The organism is Brachybacterium hainanense (genome assembly GCF_042434575.1).
Taxonomy (GTDB): domain Bacteria; phylum Actinomycetota; class Actinomycetes; order Actinomycetales; family Dermabacteraceae; genus Brachybacterium; species Brachybacterium hainanense.
This window is the reverse complement of the sequence record NZ_JBHLSV010000002.1, coordinates 182,656-207,264: the sequence shown is the minus strand read 5'-3', so window position 1 is coordinate 207,264 and position 24,609 is coordinate 182,656. Positions and strand designations below refer to the sequence as shown.

The following is a 24,609-nucleotide window of genomic DNA, read 5'->3' as shown; positions in this document are numbered from 1 at the left end:
GCGGGGCGCCGTTCATGCGGCGCGGGCCGCGCGCAGCAGGGCCTCCGGATCCGGGATCTCGCTGACGAAGGTCTGCCGCTTCCCGGTGCCGGTGCGCAGCGGACCGTCGGTGTAGACGACCTCGCAGGAGACGATGTCGCCGATCTCCGCATCGAGGACCGCCCGCAGCCCGGCGTCGATCGCCGGATCCGGGACGGCGTTGACGACCCAGGTGAAGCGGCCCAGGTCGTGCTGGCGCAGCTGGAACTGCCGGATCCCGGGGATGTGCTCGACGGCGTTCAACACCACGATGTGCGTCACGCGCCGCGGGGCGGAGGGGGTGCCGGCGAGGGGGAAGTCCCGCGTGCGTCCGGAGAGCTCCGCGAGGGTCCCCGGCAGGACCGTGCCGGAGGCGTCGAGGGCGAAGCGGCCCATGTCGCCGGTGTCGTAGCGGAGGAAGGGCAGGGCCCGGTTCTCGAGATCCGTGACCACGATCCGACCGACCTCCCCGGGGGCGGCCGCAGCATCGGAGCCGTCCCGCAGGATCTCCACGTGGAAGGCGTGCGTGTTCAGCGAGTAGACGCTCTCCCCAGGCCGGGTGAAGCCCAGCAGGCCGTTCTCCGTGTTCGAGTAGCGCATCGACAGCGGCACCCCCAGCTGGCGCCGTGTGCGTGCGCGGAGCTCCGCGGTCATCGGCTCGCCCGTGCCGAGGACCACGCCGACGGCCCCGGGCTCGATCCGCACGTCGAGGTCCTCGAAGCGGCGCAGCAGGATCTCGAGGTAGGAGCACAGGCCGATGACCACGCTCCCGCGCCGCCTGCTCAGCCAGCTCGCCACCTCCAGGACGGTCCGCTCGTCCTCCTCGGCGGCGTAGAGGAACTGGCCGCGCAGGGCGGCGGAGCGTCGCTGCGTCCGCGTCACCTCGAACCAGTCCCGGCAGTGCAGGAAGGAGCCGAAGGGATCCGCGCCCAGGAAGCGGTAGGCGCCCACCAGCTCCGCCCGATGATGCGCGATCCGCCGCGCGTCGAAGTAGGACGTGAAGATCACCCCCGACGTGCCCGAGGACATGCGCGAGGCAAGACGGCCGGGACGGGCGCCCTCGGCCAGGAACGTCGGCAGATCCTCGAGGATCATCGCCTTGGAGACCACCGGAAGCTGTGCGAACGGGGTGCCCGCGAGAGCACGGTAGAAGGGCACGTGCGCCCTCGCGTGGGCGAGGATCCGCGCGATCCGGTCGGGGGAGGCCTGGGAGCCCGGCTGCTCCAGGGCGCGGCGCACCGAGCGCGCGCCCCGCTCGGTCCGGCCGCGGCTCATCGCCGCGGCCAGGGCGCGGCGAGCTGCGGAGACGGCCGGTGCTGCGGGCATGACCCGGGGTGTGGAGGTGACCATGGTCCTTCGTCCTCTCGAGTGGTGGTGACGCGGGAACCGAGGTGCCTGCGCGGTGTGGGGCCCGCTCGCCGTCGGTGGGCAAGCGGGGATGCAGTCGGGGGGTCCTCCATGGCTCGCGCCGGGCGGGGCCGATAGCATCGCCGGGGAATCCGTCAACGGCGTGCAGGGCTGCTCTGCCGGAGAGCGACCGGACCGCGACGTCGTGCGGGGGAGGGTCGCTCGTCGGCCAGGAGGAGGGCGGTTCCATGCGCAGGACGACGTCGGACGTTCCATCGGCGATGTACGAACGGGCCAAGCGCGTCGGGGACGTGCTGGCGGCCGGGGGAGCGCTGCTCGCGCTGTGGCCGCTGATCCTGGAGATCGCGGTGCTCGTGCGATGGAGGCTCGGCCCCGGGGTGCTGTTCCGCCAGGCGCGTCCGGGCCGGCACGGCGAGGAGTTCACGCTGCTGAAGTTCCGCACGATGCACCACGTCGACCCTGTCCGGGGACGCGTCACCGACGAGGACCGGATGACGACGCTGGGTCGCGGCCTGCGCTCGACGAGCCTCGACGAGCTGCCGAGCCTCGTGAACGTGCTGCGCGGCCAGATGAGCCTCGTCGGGCCGCGGCCGCTGCGCATCCGGTACCTCGAGCGGTACTCGCAGGAGCAGTCGCGCCGGCACGAGGTCCTGCCCGGGCTGACCGGGCTCGCACAGATCTCCGGGCGCAATGCTGTGAGCTGGGACGATCGTCTCGCGCTCGATGTGGAGTACGTACAGCGCCGCGGACCCGCCACGGATCTGCGGATCCTGCTGGCGACCGTGCCCGCCCTCCTGCGTCGGGAGGGCATCGCGGAGGAGGGACGGGCGACGATGAGCGACTTCTTCGGTCCGCGGCGCATCGGCGGGCACGCCCTGCACCGGGACGGCGCGGGGTGGAGCGTCCGCACGGCGGGATCCGGGGAGGTGCTCGCCCGCTGCGCGCTGCGGCCGCTGGAGGCGGGCTCGGACACGGCGGAGCTCGCGATCGACGTCTGCGTCGACGGCTCCGCGGCGCCGGAGGTGCGCTCCCGTGCGGCGGAGATGATGCTGGGCGTCGCCCGCGAGGAGGGCTTCGCCGCCATCCGGATGCGGCTGCCGGATCCCCCCGCCGTCGCGGGCCCGCCCGCGGACGGGCCCTGGGCCCGGCTGGGCTTCCGGCCCGTACCCGGGCAGGGGTCCGATGCTCCGATCCTCATGCGCAGCCTCGCCGGGAGCCTGCGATGAACGAGGTCCCCACCATCCTCATCAGCTCCGCGGGACGGCGCGTCTACCTGGTCGACTGGTTCCGGGAGGCCTTCGCCGCGCTCGGTCTGCCCGGGCGTGTCGCGGTCGCCGAGCACGACCCCACGAGCGCGGCGGCCGGCGCGGGAGACCTCGCCCGGCAGCTGCCGCTCTGCACCGACCCCGCATATCCCGCGGCCCTGCTCGCGCTCGTCCGGGAGCTGCGACCGCGCCTGTTCCTCTCCCTGAACGACCACGAGCTCGACCGGCTGCACGGGCGCACCGACCTCGCCGCGCAGCTGCGTGCCCGCGGCGTGCTCGTGCCCGGACTGGATCGGGCCTGGCAGCGCGCCTGCGCGGACAAGCACGAGATGACGCAGATGCTCGGGGAGATCGGAGTGCAGGTCCCGGTGACCGTGCTGGGCGGGGACCGGGAAGGGATCGCGGCTCTGGCTGCGCGGAACGATCAGCTGGTCGTGAAGCATCGCCGGGGCAGCGGCTCGTCCGGTCTCGTGCTCGTGCCCGCCGCCGACGACGCCGCCCTGGAGGCCGCGCTCGCCCGGGCGATCCGTGGCGCACCCCCGCGCGGGGACGGGGACGCCGATGCGGATGATGTCATCGTCCAGCCCCGTCTGCGGGGGACGGAGCACGGCGTCGACCTGGTCGGCGACCTGCGGGATCCGGGGACGCTGCGGGCGGTGCTGGCTCGACGCAAGCTGCGGATGCGCGCGGGAGAGACGGACAAGGCGGTCACCGTCGCTCCCGGGCCGTTCCGCCTGCTCGCGGAGCGTCTCGCCGCGGCCGGCGGGCTGAGCGGCCTCATCGACCTCGACGTGTTCCTCGAGGAGGACGGGACCGCGACGGTGGTCGACATCAATCCGCGGTTCGGCGGCGGCTATCCCGTCATGCACCTGGCCGGCGCCGACGTCCCGCGCTTCTGCCTCGCCCAGGCCTTCGGTCTTCCCCTCGAGGAGGGCTGGCAGGACTACAGGGCCGGGACCGTCTGCGCGAAGCACGAGGCCGTGCGCGTCACGGGCCGGATCGGCTGACCGGGCCCGCCGTGCCGTGGTCCTCGCCGATCCGCGCGGCGCCCTCGCCGCGCCGTGCGGCGGGGCCGTCGGGGCCTCAGGAGCGTCCGCGCGTCTCATGGACCGCCTCCAGCAGATCGTCGATCATCGCCTCATAGGTGACGGCCCGGTCGAAGAGCTCCTCGCCCATGCGGCGGCTGCCTCGGCCCAGACGGGAGCGCAGCCCCGGATCCCGCAGGAGCCGGCCGAGCGCCTCCGCCATCGCGGGCGCGTCCCCGGGGGCGCAGGAGATCCCGGCCCCATGGGCGGCGAGGAGCTCGCGGTATTCGGGGGACTCCTGGGAGCTGACCACCGGCAGTCCCGCTGCGGCGTAGTCCCCGGCCTTGTTGAGGATGCTGCCCGCGGAACCGGCGACGATCGGGTTCACGGCGATCTCGCAGGCCGCGAGGCCCCGCGCCATCTGCGCATAGGGCAGGTTCCCGGTGAAGCGGGCGTCGACCCCGGCGCGGCGCGCACGGTCGGTGAACTCCTCCCGTCGCGCCCCGTCGCCCATCACCAGGAGGGTCGGGCGGGGCGGGGCGTCCGGAGCGGCGTGCAGCAGGGCGAGGGCGTCGATCACGAGCCCCAGGTCGTAGCTGTCGCTGAGCCCGCCGGCGTAGCCGATCACGGGCGGTGACAGCGGACCCGCCGCCGTGAGCAGGGGCGGCATCGGCGCGTCTGCGTGCGCATCGAAGCCGCCCAGGTCGGTGCCCAGCAGGACGACTCGCGTCCGGGCGGGATCGGCGCCGTCCCGCACGGCCGCCTCCGTGTACGTGCGGGAGACGCCGATGACCCGGTGGGCGCTCGTGTAGGCCTCCCGGGACAGGCGCCGCATGCCGCTGAAGGCCAGACCGATCAGCCGCGGGAAGCGGGCCACCATCGCGAAGGCCTCGGGCCACAGGTCCTGGACGTCGATCGCGAAGGTGCAGCCGGTCCGGCGCGCGTAGCGGCCGCAGGCGGCGGCCACGGCCGGCGGGGGCGCCGCCGCGAGCAGCAGGTCCGGAGGCGCGGCGAGTCCGTCGAGGTGATGGGTGACCTCCCGGGCGAAGACGGCCTGGCTGCGCAGCCGTGCGGGGGAGATGTTGCGTGCGTACCCGGGCTCGTGGAGCCGGGTGAGCGTGTACGGGGTGGGTCCGAAGCCGTCGGTGCGCGGGACCTTGCGCGCATGGGAGAACCGCGAGGTGACCAGCTCGACGTCCGCGCCGCGGGCGGCGAAGCGGCGCGCCAGGTCGTTGAAGCGGTTGTTGCTGGTGATCGCGTCGGCGCTGTAGTTCGCGACGATCATGACGCGCAGGATCGCCGGGGGGCGACCGGCCGGGTGCGAGGACATGCGGGATCACCTCTTCGCAGGGGTCGCGGGGGCGACGGGATCGGCGGGAGCGGTCCGGGCCGAACCCGGAGGGCCGGCACGGCGGAAGCCGGTGCGGGCGGTCGCGCGGACCTGCGCGAGGTAGAGGGCGAACAGCGCCCCGGCGGCCATGGCCGTCGCCCAGGCGAAGCCCGGGAGCCTCCAGCGGGCGCTGAGGACGATCACGGCGAGGAGGTACACGGCCGCGTAGCAGGCCGTGAACCCGAGCAGTCGGCGGACCGGCAGGAACCTCTGCAGCAGCGGCGCGAGCAGGGAGGACGCGTTGGAGAACGCCGCGGCGAGCGAGACCGGCAGCAGCAGCGGGAGCGCCGCGCGCGCATGGCCCGGGTACAGCGCGAACAGCCCGGCCGCGGCGATCACGAGGCTCGCTCCCCAGCACAGCAGGACGAGGGGCAGGGCGACCAGGGCGCCGCGGGCGAAGACCTGTCGGCGCCGCGCATCGGGCATGCGGCCCAGCCGTGCGAGCAGTGCGTTGCCGCCCGGGTTCGTCACGAGGGCGAGGCTGCTCGAGAGGGCCGAGGCGCTGTAGTAGATCGCGAGCGCCTCCGCGCCGAGGAGCGGGGTGATGAGGAGCCGATCCAGGTACGTCACGGCGTTGATGAGCAGGGCGATCAGCGCGAGCCCCAGGTAGGGTCGCAGCGTGCCGCGGAAGGCGCGGGTCCGGCGCAGGGTCAGCGGGACCTCCCGGTGCCGGCGCCGGATGATCAGCACGACGAGGACGCAGAGCGACTCCGCGAGCAGGAACGGCGTGAACGGGCTGCCCGTCGCCGGCACGAGCAGCAGCCCGCCGACGGCCCCGACCGCGTAGGCCGCATGGGCGAGCACGACCCGGTGGAAGGCTCCGCGGTGCTTGTCCGGGGTGGTGCCGAAGGTGCGGAGGATCCCCAGCACGGTGATCAGCGCGTACGGGGCCGCGATCGGCACCGGCAGCAGGCGCGCGACAGCGAGGACGACGACGGCGAGGATGATGAGGGCGCACCCGCCCAGCACGATCCGCGGCGCATCCCAGGGCAGGGCCCGGCTCCGATAGGCCTCCCCGCGGATCAGCGCGACCTTGGACGCCTCCCCGCCGATCACGTTGACCGCGATCGTGGAGATCGTGATGAGCAGGATGACCTGAGAGAACCCGGCCGGCGGCAGCATCCGGCCCAGCCCCGGGAACACGAGGAGCTGCTGGATCGCGATGATCATCGCGAAGGCGACGGTGTTCAGGCCCACCTCCCGCAACGGGGCGCGCAGCCGGTCGAGGGCTCGTCGGCGGAGGCCGGGCATCGCTCAGCGCTCCGCGCGACGGGGTGCCGCGGCAGGGCGGAGGTCGTCCGCGGGGGAGACGGCCGCGAGGGAGACGAAGGTCGGCGTGGAGCGCACCGGCAGGAGCAGCATCCCCAGGCCCAGCAGCGGCAGGGCCGCCGCGCGGGCGTACATCCGCACGATCCACGTGTGGAAGCCGGACCAGACCAGGTCCCCGACCCCGCCCAGCAGCGCCAGCAGCAGCACGGCCAGCAGCAGGCGGTGCGGGGCCCCGTCGGCGCGCTGCAGGGCCCGCACCGCCTCGGCGTCGATCCGGCCCAGGAGCAGGGCGAGGACCGGTGTCCCGGCCACGAGGCCCAGCAGGCCCAGGTTCCACCACAGGTCCCCGTAGACCGAGGCGACGGTCGAGAATCCGGTGCCGTACAGCTCCGGGTCCGTGAACGCGGCCAGCTCGTATCCCGTCGCCTCGGGGATCCAGGCCGGGCGCAGGGCATCGGGCAGGGCGGCCCCCAGCGGGGACAGCAGGGAGGTGCCCAGCGTCGGTGCGAGGCCGTGCTCCGAGTCGTGGATCAGGGAGCCCAGGTTGCCGATCGCCACGAACATCGAGGAGAGCCCCGTGTCGTTGCCGTGCTGGCCCGTCATCGCCTCCTCGTACTCGCGCCGCCACAGTCCGAGCGCCGCGAGGATCACCGGTGCGGCGAGGACTCCGAGGGTCTTCATCCAGCGCCGTCCGTACCGGAGGAAGGCGAGGTAGCCGACCGCGAGGGCCAGTGCGATCGCCCGCAGACGGCCGGTCCCGGAGATCACGAGGACCGGATAGGCGGCGAGCCCGGCCAGGACGAGGACGACGTTCAGCGGACTGCGCAGCCCCTTCCGGCTGAGGAGGGCGGCGACGCAGACGAGCAGGATCGCCGCGAAGCCGAAGCCGTCCAGGAAGGGGCCGAGGCGCACGCCGAGCACGAGGCTGCCGGCCAGGAGGAGCGTGCCGGCGAGCTGGGCCCGCAGGGCGGCGGCATCCGGCAGCAGCGCCGGGGGAGCGGGCGCGGGAGGGTCCGTGCGCAGCGACAGGGCGCCGATGCCGATCTGCGCGGACGTCGCCGCGAACAGGGCCGCGTGGACCCAGCGGTCCGGCTGCGGCACCTCGAGGAAGTACGGGTCCGGGGCGACCAGCAGCCCGCTCGCCCCCACGATCACGGCGCTGCCGACCTGGAAGTATCCGGGCAGGCTGATGCGGTCCCCGCCGAGGACGACGAACAGCGCCATGCCGTGGACCATGCCGATCGCCGCGATGAGCAGGCTCGCATGGATCATGGCCTGCGGATCCGTGGTCGCCCACAGATGGGCGGCGAGGACGAGCAGGGCGGGGGCGAGCGTGAGGATCGCGGCCGGCGGGCCGAGGCCGCGGGGGGCGGTCCGGTCGCGGGACGGGGCCGCGGGACGGACGGGGGCGCGGCGGACGGGGACGGCGCTCATGCCGGCTCCCGTCCGCGGAGCCGGGCCGCGAGGCCGGCGCCGATGATCCCGGAGGCCTCGAGGATCTGCGCGAAGGCCATCCGGTACGCGGCGGGCGTCCCGCCGTAGGGGTCCTCGATGTCGAGCGCGGAGACCGGCAGCGGCTCCGCGGCTCGGAGACGGGCGCAGCGCTGGGCGAGGGAACGCAGCCCCGGCTCCTCGCCCGCGGGGGCGGCCTCCGGGAGGCGGGGCAGGATGCGGGCGAGCTCGCGCAGCGTGAAGACGCGCCGCACCGTGCGGGGCTCGAGGGCGATGACCTGCCCGCGCTGCGGGACCGTCATCGTCAGCACGAGGTCCGCAGAGGCGGCCAGGGACGCGGTGAGCACGTGAGCGCGATGCTCCTGCTCCTGCCCGAACCGCTCTCGCAGGAGGGCCGCGGTCTCCGGGGAGGCCGGCGCTGCGGGCACGGCGCGGGTGCCGGCGCTCCGCACCGTGATGCCGGTCCCGCTGAGCGCCCGGCCCAGCGCGGCCTCGGCGACCGGCGAGCGGCAGATATTGGCGGTGCACACCACCAGGAGGGTGCTCATGGCCCGGTCCGTGGGCCGGATGCGTCCTCGGGACGCGAGGAGCGGGCCGCGGCGGCGCCGTACACGTCCTCGTACGGGGTGCGCTCGCTGCGCGGGGTGCGGTTCAGGACGATCCCGAGCACGCGGGCCTGCACGAGGAGCAGCTTGTGCAGCGCGAGCGCGAGCTGTGCCCGGCTGACGGACCCGCTCCCGGTGACGAAGGCGGTGCCGGAGACGCGCAGCGCGATCGCGGTGGCGTCGGTGACCGCGAGCAGCGGGGCGGAGTCCAGGACGACGATGTCGTACCGTCCGGTCGCCTCGGCGAGGAAGGCCGTCATCTGGTCGCTGTCCAGCAGCTCGCTCGGGTTCGGGGGCACGGGGCCGCTCGCGAGGACCGTGAGGTTCGCCAGGGCGAGGGGCTGGACCAGGTCCTCGAGCTCCGCATCGCCGATCAGCAGCGTCGACAGCCCCGCCCCGCCCTCGAGGCCCAGCCGACGATGCACCGAGGGATCGCGCAGGTCCGCATCGACCAGGAGGACCCGCTGGTCCGCGCGCGCGAGGGCGGCCGCGAGGTTGATCGCCGTGGTCGTCTTGCCCTCCCCCTCGCGCGAGGACGTGACCAGCAGCGAGCGGCTGCGGCCCCGCATCTCGAGGAAGCGCAGGTTCGTGCGCAGCTCGCGGTAGGCCTCGGCGAGGATCCCCTGGGCGTCCCGGTCGGTGAGCGCGACCAGGGCCTCGGGACGGCGCACCGTCGGCACGGCCGCGAGCAGCGGGGCGTCGGTCAGCCGGCGGATGTCCTCCGCGGTGCGGACCCGGGTGTCCAGGAGGTCCCGCACGAGGGCGGCGAGCAGCGCGGCCAGCACCGCGGCGACCGCCCCCAGCACGATGTTCTGCAGCACATCCGGGGAGGCCTGCCGGTCCGGGACGGTCGCGGGCGTGACCACGGTCAGCTCCACGGATGTGGGCCCCTCGAGATCCTCGACCTGCGTGCGCAGGCTCGCGGCCACCGCATCGGCCAGAGCGGCGGAGTCCCCCGGGGTGCCGGCGCGGGCGGTGACGACGATCAGGGACGTGTCCTGGGGAACCGCGGCGGAGACGCTGCGGGCCAGGGCCGGGGAGCTCGTCGGCAGCGCCAGCTCCTCGATGACCGGGTCGAGCACGAGCGGGGTCGTGGCGAGGTCCGCGTAGGTCGTGATCTGCCCTCGCGCGTAGTCCGCGGCGACGGACCGGTCGGAGATCGACCCGCTCGTCGTCGTCCGCACGAACAGGCTCGCGCTCGCCTCGTACTGCGGGGCCGGCAGGAGGGTCGCCGCCGTCACCGCCGCGACCACGAGCAGGGCGGCGACGAGTGCGGCGCGCCACCGCTCCCGGAGGACGCCCGGGAAGCGCTGCGGGGTCAGGGGCCCCCGCCCCGCGGACCCGTCGACGGGCAGCGCGCGGGCCGCGTCGGAGGAGCCTCCGGCGTCCTCGAGGGCGAGATACCGCATGCCCGGTCGTGCGGTCGGTCGCGCGGTCATGACGCGATCCGCGTGGAGAGGTGATCGTGCCGCTGCAGCAGCCCCAGGTCCAGCGCCCGGGACAGGGCCTGGTCCCGGCTGCCCGCGTCGAGCTTGCCGTACAGGCCGCGCAGCTGCGACTTGACCGTGTTGAGGGAGACGAAGAGCCGTTCGGCGATCTCCGCACGCCGGTCCGTCTCCAGCAGCAGCACGAGGATCTCGTGCTCTCGGGCGGTCAGCCGGGGCACGGGCCGCAGCGCCATGACGGGACGCTGCAGCAGCGGGGGCACGGCCGCGAAGGCGGTGCCGAGCACGTCGCGGGCTCCGTCCACCGCGAGGGCGCGGTCCCGCACGTCCGCGGGCATCAGCATGACCGGCCACGCCGCCCCCGAGTCCCGCAGGATCGCGGCCATCCGCAGCACGGCGTCCCCGAGGTCGACCTCGGAGGCGGGATCAGCGGCGACCACCGCGGTCACGGCGGCCACGATCATGCGCTGCAGCAGGGTGGTCGCCGCCAGGCCCGCCTCGCCGAGCAGCGACACGGACTCGTGCACGTCGCCGGCGGCGAGCTCCGCGAGCGCGGCCAGGGCGCACAGCGTCGAGGAGGTCTCCGCGCTCCCGCGGCGGGCCGGCGGGTCCGGGGCGCGGCCCGTGGAGATCTGCAGGATGCCGCCGATGATGCGGAGCCGTCGGCGGGTCGCGGGCAGAGCTCGGACGGACAGCCGCTCCTGCACCGTCCGATGGAAGCGCTGCTCCGCATCGTGGCCGCGGCCCAGCATCACCAGGGCGAACGCCTCGGCCCCCACGGCGAGGTCCCAGTGCTCGGCCGACTCGCGCGGCGGACCGGCCCCCTCGAGCTGATCGAGGGCCTCCCCGGGGCGTCCCGAGCTGAGCAGGATCCAGGCGCGGGCGATGCGCTCGGCAGAGCCGGGCCCCCGGGTGCCCCGGGACGGCGGGCGGTCCTCGGGGCCGATCCGGTCGAGGGCCTCCCGGGCCTCGGCGAAGTCCCCGGAGAGCACGCCGATCAGCGCGAGCTGGGCGAGGGCGTCATGCTGCTGCGGACCGCGCTCCTGCCGGCGCGCGAGATGCAGCTGCAGCTGCCGGGCCTGCCGGGCGAGGTCGAGGTCCTCCGCGGCCAGCAGCCCCAGGGCGCACTGGTCGATCGCGGTGAGCACGAGCGCGTCGAGCTCCGGGTCCCGCTCCGGCTGCTCCGCGATCCGGGCGAGGGCCGGGAGGGTGCGCCGGGCCAGCTCGAGCATCCGCTCGTGCCGTCCCAGGAGCCGGTGCGCGGTGCTCTCGAAGGCGTCGCGGATCGCAGCGTCCACGACCGGCCCCGTGCCGGCGCGGCGCCCCAGGGCGGTGGCCGCGCGCAGATAGGGGACGGCGCGATCCTGCGCGGAGACATCGGCGTGCAGCGCGAGCCCGTGCCACAGGGCGAGCATCGGGTGCTCGTGCAGGGCCGCCTCGGGAAGCTCCCGCAGCAGCTCCGCGACCTGTGCGGACTCCTCGTCCCCGAGGGGGCAGGCCCGCAGCAGGAGCGTGTCCGCGAGAGCATGGTCGCCTGCGCGGAGGGCGAGCTGGACCGCGGCGAGGTGCTCGCCGCGCACGGTGCCCAGCCACAGCGCGATCTCCGCGTGCACGCGCCGGGCCTGCGCGGCATCGCCCGGGAAGGGCTGGGCGAGCACCTCGGCGCGCAGATGCTCCCCGAAGCGGAAGACCGGGGCCTGCGACCTCTCGGCGTCCTCCTCCCATCGGCCCGCCCCCGCGGACTCGAGCCGGTCCAGCAGCGCGGGAGCATCGGCCCGGCCGCTCACGCGCTCGGCCAGCGGCGCGTCCATGATCGGGGCGCGGGCGACGAGGGCGAGGAAGCGTCGCAGCCCGGGATCGGGGATCTCGACCTGGAGCTCGCGCCGGGCCGCGCTGCGCAGGAGACGGTCCAGCCGCGGGAGCTCCTCCAGCCCGTGCAGCTCGGGGGTGCGCTGCAGCGACTCGAGGGCGAAGCGGACGGTCGCGATGCGTCGCGCCGCGGGCCCGGAGAGAGCCTCCCGCCGGACGAGGACCCGCGGGAGCCGGGCCGGCAGGTCCGGGGCGACGGCCCGGATCAACCGGTCGACGTCCTCGTCCTCGAGGGCGAGCGCCTCGTCGTCGAGGACGTCGAGGTCGAGGACGGTCCGCACGGCAGGGTCCTCGAGGCTCGTGCGGCAGCGCCCCGCCGCGACGCAGCGCAGCATCGACGACCGGCGCATAACCTCCACGAGGTCCGCGCACACCTGGTCCCACCACGGCGCGCGTCCCGGCGCTGCCGTGTCGTCGAGCACCACCGCGACCGGGCCCTCCTGCGCGTCGAGCACGCGCAGGAGCGTCGCGACGAGGGTCTCGGGACGATCGGCGATCGAGGCGGACTCGCGGTACAGCTCCGCATCGTCGATCAGCCGCTGCGCATGCATCCGTCCCAGCATCCGCATCCAGAAGCCGGTGCGCGAGCGGGTGCCCTCGTCCGCGTCGATCCACAGGGCGGCGGTGCCGCCCTCGGGCTCCTGCGAGCGCACCCACTGGGCGAGCAGGGTCGTCTTGCCGGTGCCGCCGCGTCCGCGCACGATCACCAGCGGCGCGGGGCCGTCGAGACGGGCGAGCAGACGGGGTCGGTCGATCGCCCCCGGCGCGATGCGGGGGATCTGTCGGAGCATGCGTGCTGTGCGTTCCATCGGAATGAGGCCCCTCCCGGTGCGGTCGCCCCGCGACGCGTGCTGGAGCCCCCGGGGGCGAGTCCCTCCTCGCCGTCGGACGCTCGGACTCGGCGGCCGCGCGGGCCGCCGGTCGGGGTGCGGGTGTCAGGGACGCGCAGAGCTGGTCCGGTGCGCGGTCCCGAGCCATCCTCGCCTCGTGGGACGGATCTCACTGTAGGGGCGGGCCCCGCGCCCGTCTCCTGTCCCCGGCGGGGGTCCCTGGAACTGCCCCCCGGAGCACCTCCGGCGCGGCCTCGGGGACCCTCCTGGGGACCCTCGGAGAGGGCGGACGGGGAGCGGGGACAGGGAGCGCGGACGGGGCTCGCAGGGGAGGGTGAAAGCCGGGGTGAAGTCCGCTCCGGCATGCTCCGCACCTGGTCGGAGGATGACAGCGTCGCCGCCAGAGAGCCGAGCAGGCGCCGCCGACGTCCGCGGCGCCCGGCCGGTGCACGCCCGACCACCCTGCGCCGCGAGAGAGGGAGCATCCGATGACGACCACGGCACCCCGTCCCCCCGAGACCCGGGCGCCCTGCGCCTCGTCCGCCGCCTCGCGCTGGGCGCCGGATCTCACGGAGCTCGCGACCGCCGTGCTCCGGCGGCTCGGGCACGGACGTCCTCCCGTCGACCTGGGCCCCGCCCGGACGCTGCTCGCCGGACGGCGCGTGCTCGTCACCGGGGCCGGCGGCTCCATCGGCGCGGAGCTGACGCGGCAGGTGCGCGGCCTCGGCCCCGAGCGCGTGATCATGCTGGACCGGGACGAGTCCGCGCTCCAGGAGCTCGAGCTGAGCCTGCACGGGCACGGGCTGCTGGACACCGCGGAGACCGTGCTCGCCGACATCCGCGACGCCCGGACGGTCGACGCGGTCTTCGCCGAGCACCGGCCCGAGGTGGTCCTGCACGCGGCCGCGCTCAAGCATCTCCCGCTGCTGCAGCGCTATCCGCGCGAGGCCTGGATGACCAACGTGCACGGGACCCGGCACGTGCTCGACGCCGCCATCCGCTGCGGCACGGCCCGCCTCGTGAACGTCTCCACCGACAAGGCGGCGGATCCCGCCTGTGTCCTGGGCGTCTCGAAGCGGCTCGCCGAGGGGCTGACCGCCCACGCCGCGGCTCGCACCGGCCGCCGGTTCCTGTCGGTGCGCTTCGGGAACGTCATCGGATCGCGGGGCTCCGTGCTGCCCACCTTCGTCGAGCAGGTGCGCCGCGGCGGCCCCCTCACCCTCACCCACCCCGATGTCACCCGCTACGTGATGACGATCCCGCAGGCCTGCTCGCTCGTGCTGAGCGCGCTCGCCGTCGGCGCGGCGGGGCAGACCCTCGTCCTCGACATGGGGGCGCCGGTGCGGGTCCTGGACATCGCCGAGCAGGTGGCCGCCATCGCCGGCGTCGCCTGCGACATCCGCATCACCGGGCTGCGTCCCGGGGAGAAGCTCCATGAGGCGCTCATCTCGCAGCGGGAGACGATCGGCCGCTCGGCCCGCGACGGGATCCACCGGGTGCGCTGCGAGAGCGTCGACCCGGCGCGGCTGCCGGGGATCCACGCCTGGTCCGATGAGGTGCGCGCCCTCGTCGGTGCCGGACCTGCCGTCCCCGGTGCCTCGGCCGCGCCCCCGGCGGCGGACGCCGAGCGGCGTGCGGCACCCCTCCTGCTCGGGGCGGCCCCGCGATGAGGATCCCGCTGTCGGTCCCGCTCGTCGGACCCTGCGAGGAGGAGGCGCTCGCCCGGGTCCTCGCCGACGGCTGGATCGCCCCGGCGGGCCCGGACCTCGACCGCTTCGAGGACGAGCTCGCCGCCCGCACCGGGCGGGCCCGCGCGGTCGCGGTCGCGAGCGGGACCGCCGCCCTGCACCTCCAGCTGCTCGCCGCCGGCATCGGCCCGGGGGACAGGGTCCTCTGCCCGACCCTCACCTTCGTCGCGACCGCGAACGCGATCTCCTACACCGGCGCCGTGCCCGTGCTCGTGGACTGCGACCGGTCGGGGAACCTCGACGCGGAGCTGGCCGAGGAGGTCTGCGCGCAGGCGCGGCGCGACGGCAGGCCGATCCGGGCGCTCCTGCCCGTGGACCTCTACGGCAAGGTCGCCGATCATGCGCGGCTGGCCGGGATCGCGCGGCGATACGGCGCCCTGCTGCTCGTGGACGCCGCCGAGTCCCTCGGAGCGCGCCGCGACGGCGCCCCGGCGGGGTCCCACGGGCTCGCGGCCGCCCTGTCCTTCAACGGGAACAAGATCGTGACCGCCTCCGCAGGCGGCGCGGTCCTCACCGATGACGAGGAGCTCGCCGACCGGGTCCTCCATCTCGCCACGCAGGCCCGCGAGCCCGTGCCCCACTATCTGCACCGCGAGATCGGCTTCGCCTACCGGCTCTCCAACGTCCTGGCCGCGCTCGGCCGGGCCCAGCTCGGCCGGCTCGACGAGTTCCTCGCGGCGCGGCGCGCCCACCGCGACCGCTACCGCGCTCTGTGTCTGCAGGAGCCCGGGCTCGGGATCCTCGGCGGGGACGGCGATGCGGACGCGGAGGACAGCTGCTGGCTGACCGTGCTGCGCCTGGACGACGCGGCTCCCGGACCCGACGCCGTGCTGGCGCTGGGCCGCGAGCTCGCCGCCCGCGGGGTGGAGACGCGCCGGCTGTTCACCCCGCTGCACCGGCAGCCGCTGTTCGCCGACCGGGACCGCTCCCCGCACCGGATCACCGGGCAGGCGGAGGACCTGTTCGACCGGTGCCTCGCCGTGCCCAGCTCCCCGGCCTCCTCGGCCCGGGACATCGAGGAGGTCTGCGAGATCATCCACGAGATCCGCAGCCGCGACCGGGCGATGAGCAGAGCCTGATCGGAGCGTGCCCGGGACGCGGGCGGTCGGACCCCGTGATCAGGGCGGCGCACATGCTGCTCCTGCCGCTCTGCGGCGCGCGAGGCGGCCTCTGCGCCGCCTCCGGCAGGGCTACGCTCCCAGCAGGGCCGGGACGTCCATCCCGGCACGCGGGAGCGGAGGCGCAGCCATGGTCGTCGAGATCGCCACCACGCTCGGCGCCGCCCTCGTCCTCGGACTCCTCGCGCACCTGCTCCGGATTCCGCCGCTGGTCGGGTTCCTCGTCGCGGGCTTCCTGCTGGGAGGCTTCGGCGTCGGGCCGTTCCCCGGCCTCGCGGAGGCCTCGCAGCTGGGCGTGACCCTGCTGCTGTTCACGATCGGCCTGAAGTTCGACGTCCGCACGATCTGGCGCCCCGAGGCCTTCGGCACCGCCCTGATCCACATGGTCCTGAGCGTCCTCGCCGGGGCGGTGACGCTCGCCCTCGCGGGGGCGGCGGGCCTCGCGCCGGCCGGGATCCCCTGGCGGACGCTCGCCCTGATCGGCTTCGCCCTGTCCTTCTGCTCCACGGTGCTGTGCGTGAAGGTCCTCGAGGACCGCTCCGACGACGGCTCCCTCTACGGGCAGATCGCGATCGCGATCCTGGTCATCCAGGACATCGCGGCGGTCGCGTTCCTCTCCGCAGCCGAGGGCCGTCCGCCCAGCCCCTGGGCGCTCGCCCTCGTGCTGCTCGTCCCCGCGTCCTGGCTGCTGCGACGGATGCTCGAGCGGGTCGGATGGGGAGAGCTGCTGATCCTCTTCGGGGTGGCGACGGCGCTGGGGCCCGGCTACGAGCTGTTCGAGCTGGTCGGCATCACCGGCGATCTGGGCGCCCTGGTCATGGGGATGCTCCTCGCCTCGCACCCGCGGGCCCTGGACCTGTCGAAAGCGCTGTTCGGGGTGAAGGAGCTGCTCCTCGTGGGGTTCTTCCTCACCATCGGCCTCGAGGCCCGGCCCCATCCCGCGGACCTGGGGCTCGCCCTGCTGCTGTGCCTCGTGCTGCTGCCGGTGACGATCCTCGGCTTCGCCGCGCTGTCCCGCCTCTTCGGGCTGCGCAACCGCACCGCCCTGCGGATCGGGCTGGTGCTCGGGAACTTCTCCGAGTTCTCCGTCATCGTCGCAGCCGTCGGGGTGCACGGCGGGCTGCTCGAGGAGCGGTGGCTCGCCGTGATCGCGATCGCCGTCGCCGGATCCATGGTGATCTCCTCGCTGCTCAACGCCCGCGCGGCCGGGATCGTGGGCCGCATCGCCGAACGCCTTCCCGCCGCCGATCCCGCCCGGCTGCGTCCAGCCGACCGCCCCATCGACACGACCGGCGTGGACGTGGTCGTCTTCGGGATGGGGCGCGTGGGCCGCGCCACCTACGAGCGCCTCCACGAGACCGGGGAGCGGCAGGTGCTGGGCGTGGACAACGACCATGGCGTCGTGGAGCGGCTGCGCGCCGAGGGGTACCGGGTGCTCGAGGGCGATGCGACCGATCTCGAGTTCTGGCATCGCATCCGGGCGGGTGGCTTCGTGCAGACCGTCATCCTCGCCATGCCGATCCACGACTCCAACGTCTTCGCGCTCCAGCAGCTGCGGGAGGCGGATTTCGACGGGACGGTCGCCGCCGTCGCCCAGCATCAGGACCAGGTCGAGCATCTCGAGGCCGAGGGGGTGGGCTCGGTGCTGAACCTGTACTCGGGGGCGGGGATCGCGCTCGCGGACCTCGCCCTGCCGCCGGAGGAGGAGGCGGCGACGTGAGCTGACTCGCGTCCGCCCCTCTCTGGTTTGGCCGGGGCACCCGCCGCCCCCTAGAATCGTCGGCGGTAGCGTGTCCGAGCGGCCGAAGGTGCGACACTCGAAATGTCGTGTGCGGTAACCCCGCACCGCGGGTTCAAATCCCGCCGCTACCGCTCCTGACCTGGGGTTCCAGGTCCCGAGGGCCCCCGTCCACGACGGGGGCCCTCGTCGTCGTCCCGCCGCCTCGGGGCTTCTGCCGCGGCCCCGGCGGACGGAGAGGAGCGGCCCCGGATGCTCGGGCAGGGTGGGGACTTCTGCCCATTGCCGTTGCATCGCCGCGACGGGAGGCTGGTCGCAGCTCCCGGCAGAGCGCCGGGCCCGGGTGGGCATGACACCCGCGGCAGATGCAGAGGACGTGCAGCCATGACACGCACACGACGGGTGTTCCTGATCGGCACGGCGAGCGGGGCGGCGGCCCTGCTGGCCGCGTGCGGCTCCTCCGAGAAGGAGGATGCACAGGAGCCGGAGGCGACACCTGCCGCGGACCCGGCCGACGAGGAGACGCCCGCGCAGGAGGCCGAACCCTCCGAGGAGGGCGGCGAGTCCGAGGACACCGCTGCGGGCGCCGCCGAGGCGGAGATGATCCCCGTCCCCGACGGCGGCCCCGAGGGGGTCGCCGAGTTCCCGATCCCCGCCGGGACGGAGATATCGGACCTGGGAGCCTTCTCCGGGAACTGGCAGTTCACCGTCCTGACCGAGGACGCGGAGTCCGTGGTCTCGTTCTATCGGACCGTCCTGCCGGAGCACGGCTTCACCGTCGTGGAGGACGCCCAGGGCGTCAACGTCGACCTCGTCTTCGACCTCGCCTTCGAGGGGCCCTGCTTCGGCGTCGTCCGGGTCGCGGACCTGATGGGCGGCGTCGATGTGCAGCTCGACGAGGAGGTCATGGCGACGGCCTGATCTGCGCGAGCACCGCCGTCTGCGGGGTCGCCGCGGCGGCGTGAATCCGGTCGCAGGATCAATCCTCGCGGTCGCCTGATCCACCGCGGTCGGCGGATCCGCGGGAAGCTGGGCCCATGACCACCTCCCGCCCCGAGGTCCTCGACCCCGCCTCGCCCGCACACCGACCCGCGGAGACCGCGCCCGCATCCGCGCCGCCGGGACCGTCCCGCTCGCGACGCTCCTCCGTCGTCATCGCCCTCGCCCTGTCCGCCGGGACCGCGGCCCTCGTCGGCGCCGAGTTCATCCCGGCCGGCGTGCTGCCGGCCATGGCTGCGGACCTGGGCGTCAGCGAGGGCCGGGCCGGGCTGACCGTCGCCGCGACCGCGCTCGCCGGCGCGATCACCGCCCCGACGATCGCGACCGTGCTGCCGCGTGCGGACCGCCGCACCGTCATGCTGTCGCTGCTGGGCCTCGCGATCCTGTCGAACCTGCTGGTCATGGTCGCTCCGAGCCTGCCGATCGTGCTCGGCGCCCGGATCCTCCTGGGGGCCGCGATCGCTGGGTTCTGGTCCTTCGCCTTCGGCGTGGGCGTGCAGGTCACCGGTCGTCCCGCGCTCGTCTCGACGACGGTCGCCCTGGGCACCAGCACCGCCACGATCGTCGGGGTGCCGCTGTCCTCGGTGCTCGGCGACCTCATCGGCTGGCGGGCCGTGTTCGCCCTCATCAGCGCTCTCACCCTCGGCTCGGGCGTGCTGCTGTGGCGCCTGCTGCCGCCGGTGCCCGCGCAGCCCGGTGCGGGCCTCGCCATGATGCGGGCCGCGCTCGGCAACCGCCGACTCGTCGCGGGCGTGCTGGTCATCGGCGTCGCGGCCTTCGCCAACTTCGCCGCCTACCCGTACATCCGCCTCGCGATCGAGGCGGTGCAGGTGCAGGCCGTCGCCGCCCTGCTGCTGGCCTGGGGGCTCGGCGGGCTGGTCGGGAACCTCGCCGGAGGCTGGGCCGCCCGCTGGATCCGGTGGGGCGTCGTCGCCGGTCCCATGATCCTCCTGGCTGCTCTGCTCGCGGTCGCGACGACCAGCTCCGTGGTGGTGCTGGGCCTCGCCGTGATCGCCTGGGGACTGGGCTTCAACATGGTCCCGGTGACCACTCAGCTATGGGTCTCCGCGCTCGAGCCGCGCCGTGTCGAATCCGCGATCGCGTTGCAGGTCACGGCGTTCCAGATCGCGATCATGCTGGGCTCGGTCGTGGGCGGGGTGCTCGTGGATCAGCGGGGGCCGGCGGCGGCCATGGCGCTGGGCGCGGGGTCCGCGGCCCTTGCCGCGGTCGGCTTCGCGGCGATCAGGGTCCGGCCCGCCGCCTCCTGAGCCGCCCCGGCACCCGCCGGATGATGCTCCTCGTCGGGGGAGGCCCGGCGCCACCGGCCGGGCGTGCAGCCGGTGCGGGCGCGGAAGGCCCGCACGAAGGACTCCGCGCTGCCGTAGCCGGTGCGGCGCGCGATCACCGCGACGGGCAGATCGGTGCTGCGGAGCTCCTCCATCGCGCGGTCGAGCCGGACCTGCCGCAGATACCGTCCGGGCGTGGACCCGGTGGCGCGGCGGAAGCGGTCCACGAGGGCGGTCGTGCCCAGGTGCGCGGCCGCGGCCAGCCGCGGCAGGGTCCACTCCTCGGCCGGGCACCGCTCGATGAGCCGTAGGGCGGCACGCACCGCCGGATCCGGGCCCGGCGTGCCGGGGCGCGCCGGGCCGCCCGGGGCGTCCCGGAGGTCGGTCAGAGCCTGCGCCTCGCTCATCATCGCGGCCCCCAGAAGCTGCGCGTAGGAGGCGGCCACGGCCGGGCGCTCCCGATGCAGGGTCGCCGTCACCGGGCAGCGCGTCAGCAGGGCGAGGACCCCGCTCTGCCGGTCCGCGAAGCCGGGCACGTGCAGCGGATCCTCGGGTGCGTCGGCGCCGTCGGCACGCAGCTCCGCGATCAGCACGGCCGAGTCCTCGAGGGCCGTCGCCGGGTGCCGCCCGGCCCTGGGCAGGAGGATCGCGTCCCCGGGGGCGAGAGCTCCGGCTCCGACGACGTCGAGACGGCCCGAGCGCAGCAGCAGCCACAGCGAGGAGCGCCGGATCGGCAGCAGCCTGCCGTGCGGGATCCCGAACTCGGCGGAGGTGGAGAGGTGCCAGCGCAGGGACGCCGCGGAGGTGCTCATGCCGGAGGCAACGTCCTCGGGGGCGCCCTCATTCCGGGGCCGCCGGGGTCTCGTCGGGTTCCTCGCCCGCCGGGCCGCCGCAGGCGGTCCCGCCCGTGGCGCCGCTCAGCGGCGCGAGGAGCGCATCGCCCGGACCTGGGCGATCGCCGGGTCCGCCGCCAGCTGCGCGTACTCCGGGGTGCCGGACGCCACCAGCGCGACCCGGCCCCGGTCGTCGTGGTGGAGGCCCCATCCGTACCGCTTGGGGAGGGGTGAGGCGCGCAGGCAGGCCTGGGACCGGGCGAAGAACGCCGAGCGCTCCCGCTCCCGCTCCTCCTGCGCGATGCCGTGGCGCAGCGCATGCACCGCGAACAGCAGATCGTCCGAGGTCATGGTGTACGGCGCAGCGGAGAGCAGCTCGAACTGGAGCTGCGCCGCCGTCGGGGACGCCGCGCGCACCGGCGGCGCCTCGCCGCGGTCGACCGGGCAGTCCTCCGCGACCTGGATGAAGGTGTCGTGGTAGTTCGTGCTCATGGACGAAGCATGCCGCCTGCCGCGCGGCTGCGCTTGGACGAACACGACACCGGAGCGCGGCATCAGGCGCCGCGGACGGAGGAGCGGACAGGAGCCGGCCAGGAGCAGAGACGGCGAGGATCCGTCCCCGGACGGGCCGGGCCATGAGATGCTCCCACAGCCGCCCGGACCCGGCGGAGGACAGGACGAAGGAGCGAGGACGCATGCGGTGTCTGGTGTCGACGTGGAGCAACCGGGAGGGCGGCGAGGACCTCCGTGCGGGGCTGTGGATCCTCGAGGCGGGGGAGGAGATGATCGCACGGAGGCTCCCCGGCTCCCCGGACGCGGTCTTCTGGGCCGCGCTGGACCCTGCCGGCGACAGCGCGCTGCTGCTGCGCAGCACGGAGGAGGACTCGGCCCTGCTGCGCTGGGATCTCGCCCGCGGCGAGGTCACCGCGCGGGTGGTGGAGGGCGCGCAGGGAGGCTGCTATCTCGCCGTCTCTCCCGATGGGCAGCACCTCGCCGTCACCGCCCCGCCGGGCGGATGGTCGCTGTTCCGCAACGGACCGATCCCGCAGCTGCAGGGGGCGCACGCGGGCTCCGGCAGCGGTCCGCACTGGCGTCAGACCCGCAGCCACCCGCACAGCGGCATCTTCACGGCCGATGGTCGGACCCTCCACGCCGCGGACCTCGGGACCGATGAGATCCTCGGGATCGACGTGCTGCCCGGCGGAGGGCTGGGAAGGGCCCGCACGCTGCACCGGACCGCGCCCGGAGCCGGACCGCGGCACATCGTCCCCGGTCACGGGGTCCTCCACATCCTCTGCGAGCTCGACAACACGCTCGAGACCGTCCGCGTCGGGCCCGACGGTGCGCTCGCGCACCTGTCGACGTCCTCGACGCTGCCCGAGGACTGGGCGGGGGAGAGCTGGGCCGCGCACCTCTCCGCCTCCGGCGACGGGAGGCGGCTGTACGCGACCAACCGCGGGCACGACTCGATCGCGATCTTCGACGTCGGCGCGGACGGGGTGCCACGACGTCGGGAGATCGTGCCCAGCGGCGGGACCTGGCCCTGGTTCTGCCTGCTCCTCGAGGACCGCTGGCTGCTGGTCGCGAACAACCGTTCGGATGAGATCACACGCTTCCGCGTCACCGGGGACGGCGGCCTCGAGCAGGTCGACGCCGTCGCGGTGCCCAGCCCGTCCAGCATCCTCGCCCTTCCCTGACCTCGCGGGCGACCCGAGGGTCTCAGGTGCCGCAGAAGGTGATGAACGGAGAGGCGTCCGGGGCGGGGAGCTCGAGGTCCTCGAGGCCGGGGCGACGCGCGGCGGGGGAGCGGACGGCGTCCAGGAGCCGTCGGACGGGGCCGAGATCTCCGTCCTCCGCGGCCTGCAGCGCCGCATCCAGCGCATGGTTGCGGGGGATGTAGACGGGGTTCGTGCGGGCCATGAGCGCGAGCGAGGCCCGCTCGGCATCGCTCCGGCCCGGGGTCGCGGGCACCCCGGCGAGGGCGCGACGGCGGCGCTCCCACGACGCGAGCCGCCCGGCGCAGGCGGCACCGGGGCGCGACCCCGCCGGGGGGTCGGCCTCCGGGTCCTCGGCCGCGCGCAGGCCGAGGCCGGCGGCGACATCGACCGGCGCCGGTCGGTCGAGCATCGCGGCGGCCCGTCCCTCGGCGAGGGCGCGGAAGAAGCCCGTGTGGTCGACCCGCTCGGCGGCGAGGAGATCCAGCAGATCGGCCCCCAGATCGATGACCTCCGCATCGGCCCCCGCGCCCTCGGGGATCCCCAGCTTGGCGCGCATGCCCGACGCCCAGGCGCGGCGGTACTCGCCCTCGAAGCGCTCGAGCACCTCGGTCGCGGCGTCGACGGCGGCGTCGGGCCGCTCGTCGATGAGCGGCAGCAGCGCCTCCGCGAAGCGGCCGAGGTTCCACAGGGCGATGCCGGGCTGGTTGCGGTAGGCGTAGCGGCCGCCGCGGTCGATCGAGCTGAACACGGCGCCCGGATCGTGCGCGTCGAGGAATGCGCAGGGGCCGAAGTCGATCGACTCCCCGGACAGGGTCATGTTGTCCGTGTTCATGACGCCGTGGACGAAGCCGAGGAGCATCCACCGCGCCACGAGCTCCGCCTGCGCGGTCATCACGGCCTCGAGCAGGCCCAGGGCAGGAACGGGCGCCTCGGCCGCGGAGGGATGATGGCGCCCGATCGCGTACCGGACGAGCGCCGCGAGCACCTCGGGCTCCTGCGTCCAGGCGGCGTGCTGCACCGTGCCCACGCGCAGATGGCTCGCTGCGACCCGCACGAGGATCGCGCCCTGCTCCGGCTCCGCGGCCTGGCGCCGGATCCTCTCCCCGGTCACGAGCACCGCGAGAGCCCGCGTGCTCGGCACCCCGTTGGCGTGCAGGGCCTCCCCGATCACGAGCTCCCGCAGCATCGGGCCGAGCGGTGCCCGGCCATCGCCCGCCCGGGAGAAGGGCGTGCGCCCCGACCCCTTCAGATGCAGGTCGCGGCGCCGGCCCGCCACGTCGACGAGGTCGCCCAGCAGCAGCGCCCTCCCGTCGCCGAGCTGCGGGTTCGGGGCGCCGAACTGGTGACCGCCGTAGGCCTGCGCGGTGGTCGGGAGATCGGAGGCACCGGTGAGCAGGCGGATCCCCTCGGAGGAGCGCAGCAGAGCGGCGTCCAGGCCCAGCTCCGCGGCCAGCTCCTCGTGCAGCAGGAGCAGCCGCGGCCGCGGCATCGCCTCGGCGCGCCACGGCGCCGAGAGCTCCGGCACGGCGGCGGCGTAGCTCTGGTGCAGCGGCGGCATCGTGGTCATGGTCCCCACGGTACGCCGGGAGAATTCCGTTGCGTCCGGGGCGCAGCCGCGATGAGCTGTGCCCATGAGCATCGGCCTGCACACCCCGTCCGTCGCGGAGCTTCCCGCCCTCGACGCGTCCCTGCGTCGTTGGTCCGCTCCCGGAGCGCCGCTGCAGCTGCATGCCGGTGACCTGGGCTGGCACGGGAGGCTGGGCGCGGCGCGGACCGCGGCGGCGGTGCGGATCTGGACGGCCGGTGCCCCGGACGGCAGATCCGACGCGAGACTGCCGCGCGGCGTGGGGCCCGCCGATGCGGCTCCCGGCCTGGCGCGCCCGCGGGCGATCGCCCTGCTGGACGGGCCCGGGCTGGTCCGTCTCGCCGTCGACCCGGCCGCCGCCGAGGATCCTCTGCTCGCCGAGGCGATCGCGGACCACCTCGCCGATCCGGCGCACGGGGTGCTCCCCGCGGGCCCCGCGACCCTCGAGGCGCGGGCCGCCCCCGCCCTGACGCGGCTCCTGCGCCTGCGGGGGTGGGAGGAGGACGAGCCGTGGGCGATCCTGCGCCAGGAGCTCGAGCGTTCCCCGAGGACGAGGACCGGACCGGAGGCCGGTATCACCTGCACCGTGATCCTGCCCGGGTCCCGGCATCGGCCCGGCGCGCGCCGGGACGCGGACGTCGACGCCCTTCTGGCGGTTCTCGACTCGGCATTCGCGATCTCGGATCGCAGCGCGGTGCAGCGTCGGGAGCGATGGACGGCGATGTGCGCGGCCCCTGCGGCGGAGCGCTCGCGGTTCCTGCTGCTGCGCGATGCGGAAGGCCGTCCGGTCGCCGCCGCCGGGATCTGGGCCGCGGGTCCGGGCCTGCCCGGCATCATCGAGCCCCTGGGCGTGCATGCCGAGCACCGCGGGCTGGGCCATGGCAGGACGATCACCCGTGCCTGCGCCGACCAGCTGAGGGAAATGGGGGCGGCGGAGATGCTCGTCGGCACGCCGGCGGACAACGATCCGGCGCCCGCGGCCTACGCCCGCGCCGGAATGCGCCGTGAGGCCGATGCGCGCGACCTCCGCCGCGTCTGAGGGTCCGCC

Annotated in this window: 19 protein-coding genes and 1 tRNA gene; 10 read left to right on the top strand and 10 right to left on the bottom strand. The window is 75.0% G+C overall.

Features of this window, described 5'->3' with window-relative positions:
• Positions 1 to 12 precede the first annotated feature (12 nt).
• Positions 13 to 1,344 carry a phenylacetate--CoA ligase family protein gene (locus tag ACFFF6_RS02435; RefSeq protein WP_376977888.1) on the bottom strand — a complete coding sequence of 444 codons (1,332 nt, stop codon included), beginning with the start codon at positions 1,342 to 1,344 and terminating at the stop codon, positions 13 to 15.
• A 269-nt stretch (positions 1,345 to 1,613) separates the two neighbouring features.
• On the opposite strand from ACFFF6_RS02435, the gene ACFFF6_RS02430 reads away from it, so the two are divergent.
• Positions 1,614 to 2,612, top strand: a complete 999-nt coding sequence (locus ACFFF6_RS02430; protein ID WP_376977886.1) for a sugar transferase — start codon at positions 1,614 to 1,616, stop codon at positions 2,610 to 2,612.
• Positions 2,609 to 3,658: an ATP-grasp domain-containing protein gene (locus ACFFF6_RS02425; RefSeq protein WP_376977884.1), complete on the top strand. Its 1,050-nt coding sequence runs from the start codon at positions 2,609 to 2,611 to the stop codon at positions 3,656 to 3,658. Before ACFFF6_RS02430 ends, ACFFF6_RS02425 begins: the two co-directional genes overlap by 4 nt.
• A gap of 76 nt (positions 3,659 to 3,734) precedes the next feature.
• On the opposite strand, the gene ACFFF6_RS02420 is transcribed toward ACFFF6_RS02425, so the two are convergent.
• Genes ACFFF6_RS02420 through ACFFF6_RS02395 form a run of 6 tightly spaced genes read right to left on the bottom strand, consistent with a single transcriptional unit; the run spans position 3,735 to position 12,515 of the window.
• The gene (locus ACFFF6_RS02420) at positions 3,735 to 5,006 is read right to left on the bottom strand and encodes a glycosyltransferase family 4 protein (protein WP_376977882.1); all 1,272 of its coding nucleotides are present in this window, start codon (positions 5,004 to 5,006) and stop codon (positions 3,735 to 3,737) included.
• A 6-nt stretch (positions 5,007 to 5,012) separates the two neighbouring features.
• Positions 5,013 to 6,317 carry a polysaccharide biosynthesis protein gene (locus ACFFF6_RS02415; RefSeq protein WP_376977880.1) on the bottom strand — a complete coding sequence of 435 codons (1,305 nt, stop codon included), beginning with the start codon at positions 6,315 to 6,317 and terminating at the stop codon, positions 5,013 to 5,015.
• Positions 6,318 to 6,320: 3 nt separating this feature from the next.
• Positions 6,321 to 7,769 carry a hypothetical protein gene (locus tag ACFFF6_RS02410; RefSeq protein WP_376977878.1) on the bottom strand — a complete coding sequence of 483 codons (1,449 nt, stop codon included), beginning with the start codon at positions 7,767 to 7,769 and terminating at the stop codon, positions 6,321 to 6,323.
• Positions 7,766 to 8,335: an arsenate reductase/protein-tyrosine-phosphatase family protein gene (locus tag ACFFF6_RS02405; protein WP_376977875.1), complete on the bottom strand. Its 570-nt coding sequence runs from the start codon at positions 8,333 to 8,335 to the stop codon at positions 7,766 to 7,768. Before ACFFF6_RS02405 ends, ACFFF6_RS02410 begins: the two co-directional genes overlap by 4 nt.
• Complete coding sequence (locus ACFFF6_RS02400; RefSeq protein WP_376977871.1) at positions 8,332 to 9,831, bottom strand: tyrosine-protein kinase domain-containing protein; 1,500 nt, start codon at positions 9,829 to 9,831, stop codon at positions 8,332 to 8,334. Before ACFFF6_RS02400 ends, ACFFF6_RS02405 begins: the two co-directional genes overlap by 4 nt.
• Positions 9,828 to 12,515 carry a LuxR C-terminal-related transcriptional regulator gene (locus ACFFF6_RS02395; protein ID WP_376977870.1) on the bottom strand — a complete coding sequence of 896 codons (2,688 nt, stop codon included), beginning with the start codon at positions 12,513 to 12,515 and terminating at the stop codon, positions 9,828 to 9,830. The genes ACFFF6_RS02400 and ACFFF6_RS02395 overlap by 4 nt, the downstream gene beginning before the upstream one ends.
• A 509-nt stretch (positions 12,516 to 13,024) precedes the next feature.
• Between ACFFF6_RS02395 and ACFFF6_RS02390 the strand changes: the two genes are divergently transcribed.
• The 6 genes from ACFFF6_RS02390 to ACFFF6_RS02365 all read left to right on the top strand — a co-directional run bounded on the left by ACFFF6_RS02390 (position 13,025) and on the right by ACFFF6_RS02365 (position 19,407).
• Positions 13,025 to 14,206 carry a polysaccharide biosynthesis protein gene (locus tag ACFFF6_RS02390; RefSeq protein WP_376977869.1) on the top strand — a complete coding sequence of 394 codons (1,182 nt, stop codon included), beginning with the start codon at positions 13,025 to 13,027 and terminating at the stop codon, positions 14,204 to 14,206.
• On the top strand, positions 14,203 to 15,363 hold the full coding sequence (locus ACFFF6_RS02385; RefSeq protein WP_376977867.1) for a DegT/DnrJ/EryC1/StrS family aminotransferase: 1,161 nt from the start codon (positions 14,203 to 14,205) through the stop codon (positions 15,361 to 15,363). Before ACFFF6_RS02390 ends, ACFFF6_RS02385 begins: the two co-directional genes overlap by 4 nt.
• A gap of 169 nt (positions 15,364 to 15,532) precedes the next feature.
• Positions 15,533 to 17,122 (top strand): cation:proton antiporter domain-containing protein, encoded by a 1,590-nt coding sequence (locus ACFFF6_RS02380; protein ID WP_376977866.1) that lies wholly within the window; start codon positions 15,533 to 15,535, stop codon positions 17,120 to 17,122.
• Between the two features lie 64 nt (positions 17,123 to 17,186).
• Positions 17,187 to 17,274: transfer RNA gene (locus tag ACFFF6_RS02375), tRNA-Ser, on the top strand.
• Positions 17,275 to 17,524: 250 nt separating this feature from the next.
• A complete protein-coding gene (locus tag ACFFF6_RS02370) occupies positions 17,525 to 18,061 on the top strand; it encodes a hypothetical protein (protein WP_376977864.1) in 537 nt (178 codons plus the stop codon).
• Positions 18,062 to 18,177: 116 nt separating this feature from the next.
• Entirely contained in the window at positions 18,178 to 19,407 is a 1,230-nt protein-coding gene (locus ACFFF6_RS02365; protein ID WP_376977863.1) for an MFS transporter, read from the top strand.
• On the opposite strand, the gene ACFFF6_RS02360 is transcribed toward ACFFF6_RS02365, so the two are convergent.
• Entirely contained in the window at positions 19,308 to 20,237 is a 930-nt protein-coding gene (locus ACFFF6_RS02360) for an AraC family transcriptional regulator (RefSeq protein WP_376977861.1), read from the bottom strand. The two genes, ACFFF6_RS02365 and ACFFF6_RS02360, sit on opposite strands and share 100 nt — an antisense overlap.
• 105 nt (positions 20,238 to 20,342) lie before the next feature.
• Positions 20,343 to 20,750 carry a DUF6157 family protein gene (locus ACFFF6_RS02355; RefSeq protein WP_376977859.1) on the bottom strand — a complete coding sequence of 136 codons (408 nt, stop codon included), beginning with the start codon at positions 20,748 to 20,750 and terminating at the stop codon, positions 20,343 to 20,345.
• A gap of 203 nt (positions 20,751 to 20,953) precedes the next feature.
• Between ACFFF6_RS02355 and ACFFF6_RS02350 the strand changes: the two genes are divergently transcribed.
• Positions 20,954 to 21,955, top strand: coding sequence for a lactonase family protein (locus tag ACFFF6_RS02350; RefSeq protein ID WP_376977858.1), 1,002 nt, complete (start codon positions 20,954 to 20,956; stop codon positions 21,953 to 21,955).
• A gap of 22 nt (positions 21,956 to 21,977) precedes the next feature.
• Here ACFFF6_RS02350 and ACFFF6_RS02345 read toward each other — a convergent pair whose 3' ends face one another.
• Positions 21,978 to 23,543, bottom strand: a complete 1,566-nt coding sequence (locus ACFFF6_RS02345) for a protein adenylyltransferase SelO (RefSeq protein ID WP_376977857.1) — start codon at positions 23,541 to 23,543, stop codon at positions 21,978 to 21,980.
• Positions 23,544 to 23,607: 64 nt separating this feature from the next.
• Here ACFFF6_RS02345 and ACFFF6_RS02340 point away from each other — a divergent pair, with 64 nt between their 5' ends.
• Positions 23,608 to 24,600, top strand: a complete 993-nt coding sequence (locus ACFFF6_RS02340; RefSeq protein ID WP_376977855.1) for a GNAT family N-acetyltransferase — start codon at positions 23,608 to 23,610, stop codon at positions 24,598 to 24,600.
• The last annotated feature ends 9 nt before the right edge of the window (positions 24,601 to 24,609 follow it).

Excerpts from the sequence above, each read along its gene's own strand:
- ACFFF6_RS02435 (WP_376977888.1), bottom strand. The coding sequence starts at position 1,344 with ATGCCCGCAGCACCGGCCGTCTCCGCAGCTCGCCGCGCCCTGGCCGCG.
- ACFFF6_RS02430 (WP_376977886.1), top strand. The coding sequence starts at position 1,614 with ATGCGCAGGACGACGTCGGACGTTCCATCGGCGATGTACGAACGGGCC.
- ACFFF6_RS02425 (WP_376977884.1), top strand. The coding sequence starts at position 2,609 with ATGAACGAGGTCCCCACCATCCTCATCAGCTCCGCGGGACGGCGCGTC.
- ACFFF6_RS02420 (WP_376977882.1), bottom strand. The coding sequence starts at position 5,006 with ATGTCCTCGCACCCGGCCGGTCGCCCCCCGGCGATCCTGCGCGTCATG.
- ACFFF6_RS02415 (WP_376977880.1), bottom strand. The coding sequence starts at position 6,317 with ATGCCCGGCCTCCGCCGACGAGCCCTCGACCGGCTGCGCGCCCCGTTG.
- ACFFF6_RS02410 (WP_376977878.1), bottom strand. The coding sequence starts at position 7,769 with ATGAGCGCCGTCCCCGTCCGCCGCGCCCCCGTCCGTCCCGCGGCCCCG.
- ACFFF6_RS02405 (WP_376977875.1), bottom strand. The coding sequence starts at position 8,335 with ATGAGCACCCTCCTGGTGGTGTGCACCGCCAATATCTGCCGCTCGCCG.
- ACFFF6_RS02400 (WP_376977871.1), bottom strand. The coding sequence starts at position 9,831 with ATGACCGCGCGACCGACCGCACGACCGGGCATGCGGTATCTCGCCCTC.
- ACFFF6_RS02395 (WP_376977870.1), bottom strand. The coding sequence starts at position 12,515 with ATGGAACGCACAGCACGCATGCTCCGACAGATCCCCCGCATCGCGCCG.
- ACFFF6_RS02390 (WP_376977869.1), top strand. The coding sequence starts at position 13,025 with ATGACGACCACGGCACCCCGTCCCCCCGAGACCCGGGCGCCCTGCGCC.
- ACFFF6_RS02385 (WP_376977867.1), top strand. The coding sequence starts at position 14,203 with ATGAGGATCCCGCTGTCGGTCCCGCTCGTCGGACCCTGCGAGGAGGAG.
- ACFFF6_RS02380 (WP_376977866.1), top strand. The coding sequence starts at position 15,533 with ATGGTCGTCGAGATCGCCACCACGCTCGGCGCCGCCCTCGTCCTCGGA.
- ACFFF6_RS02370 (WP_376977864.1), top strand. The coding sequence starts at position 17,525 with ATGACACGCACACGACGGGTGTTCCTGATCGGCACGGCGAGCGGGGCG.
- ACFFF6_RS02365 (WP_376977863.1), top strand. The coding sequence starts at position 18,178 with ATGACCACCTCCCGCCCCGAGGTCCTCGACCCCGCCTCGCCCGCACAC.
- ACFFF6_RS02360 (WP_376977861.1), bottom strand. The coding sequence starts at position 20,237 with ATGAGCACCTCCGCGGCGTCCCTGCGCTGGCACCTCTCCACCTCCGCC.
- ACFFF6_RS02355 (WP_376977859.1), bottom strand. The coding sequence starts at position 20,750 with ATGAGCACGAACTACCACGACACCTTCATCCAGGTCGCGGAGGACTGC.
- ACFFF6_RS02350 (WP_376977858.1), top strand. The coding sequence starts at position 20,954 with ATGCGGTGTCTGGTGTCGACGTGGAGCAACCGGGAGGGCGGCGAGGAC.
- ACFFF6_RS02345 (WP_376977857.1), bottom strand. The coding sequence starts at position 23,543 with ATGACCACGATGCCGCCGCTGCACCAGAGCTACGCCGCCGCCGTGCCG.
- ACFFF6_RS02340 (WP_376977855.1), top strand. The coding sequence starts at position 23,608 with ATGAGCATCGGCCTGCACACCCCGTCCGTCGCGGAGCTTCCCGCCCTC.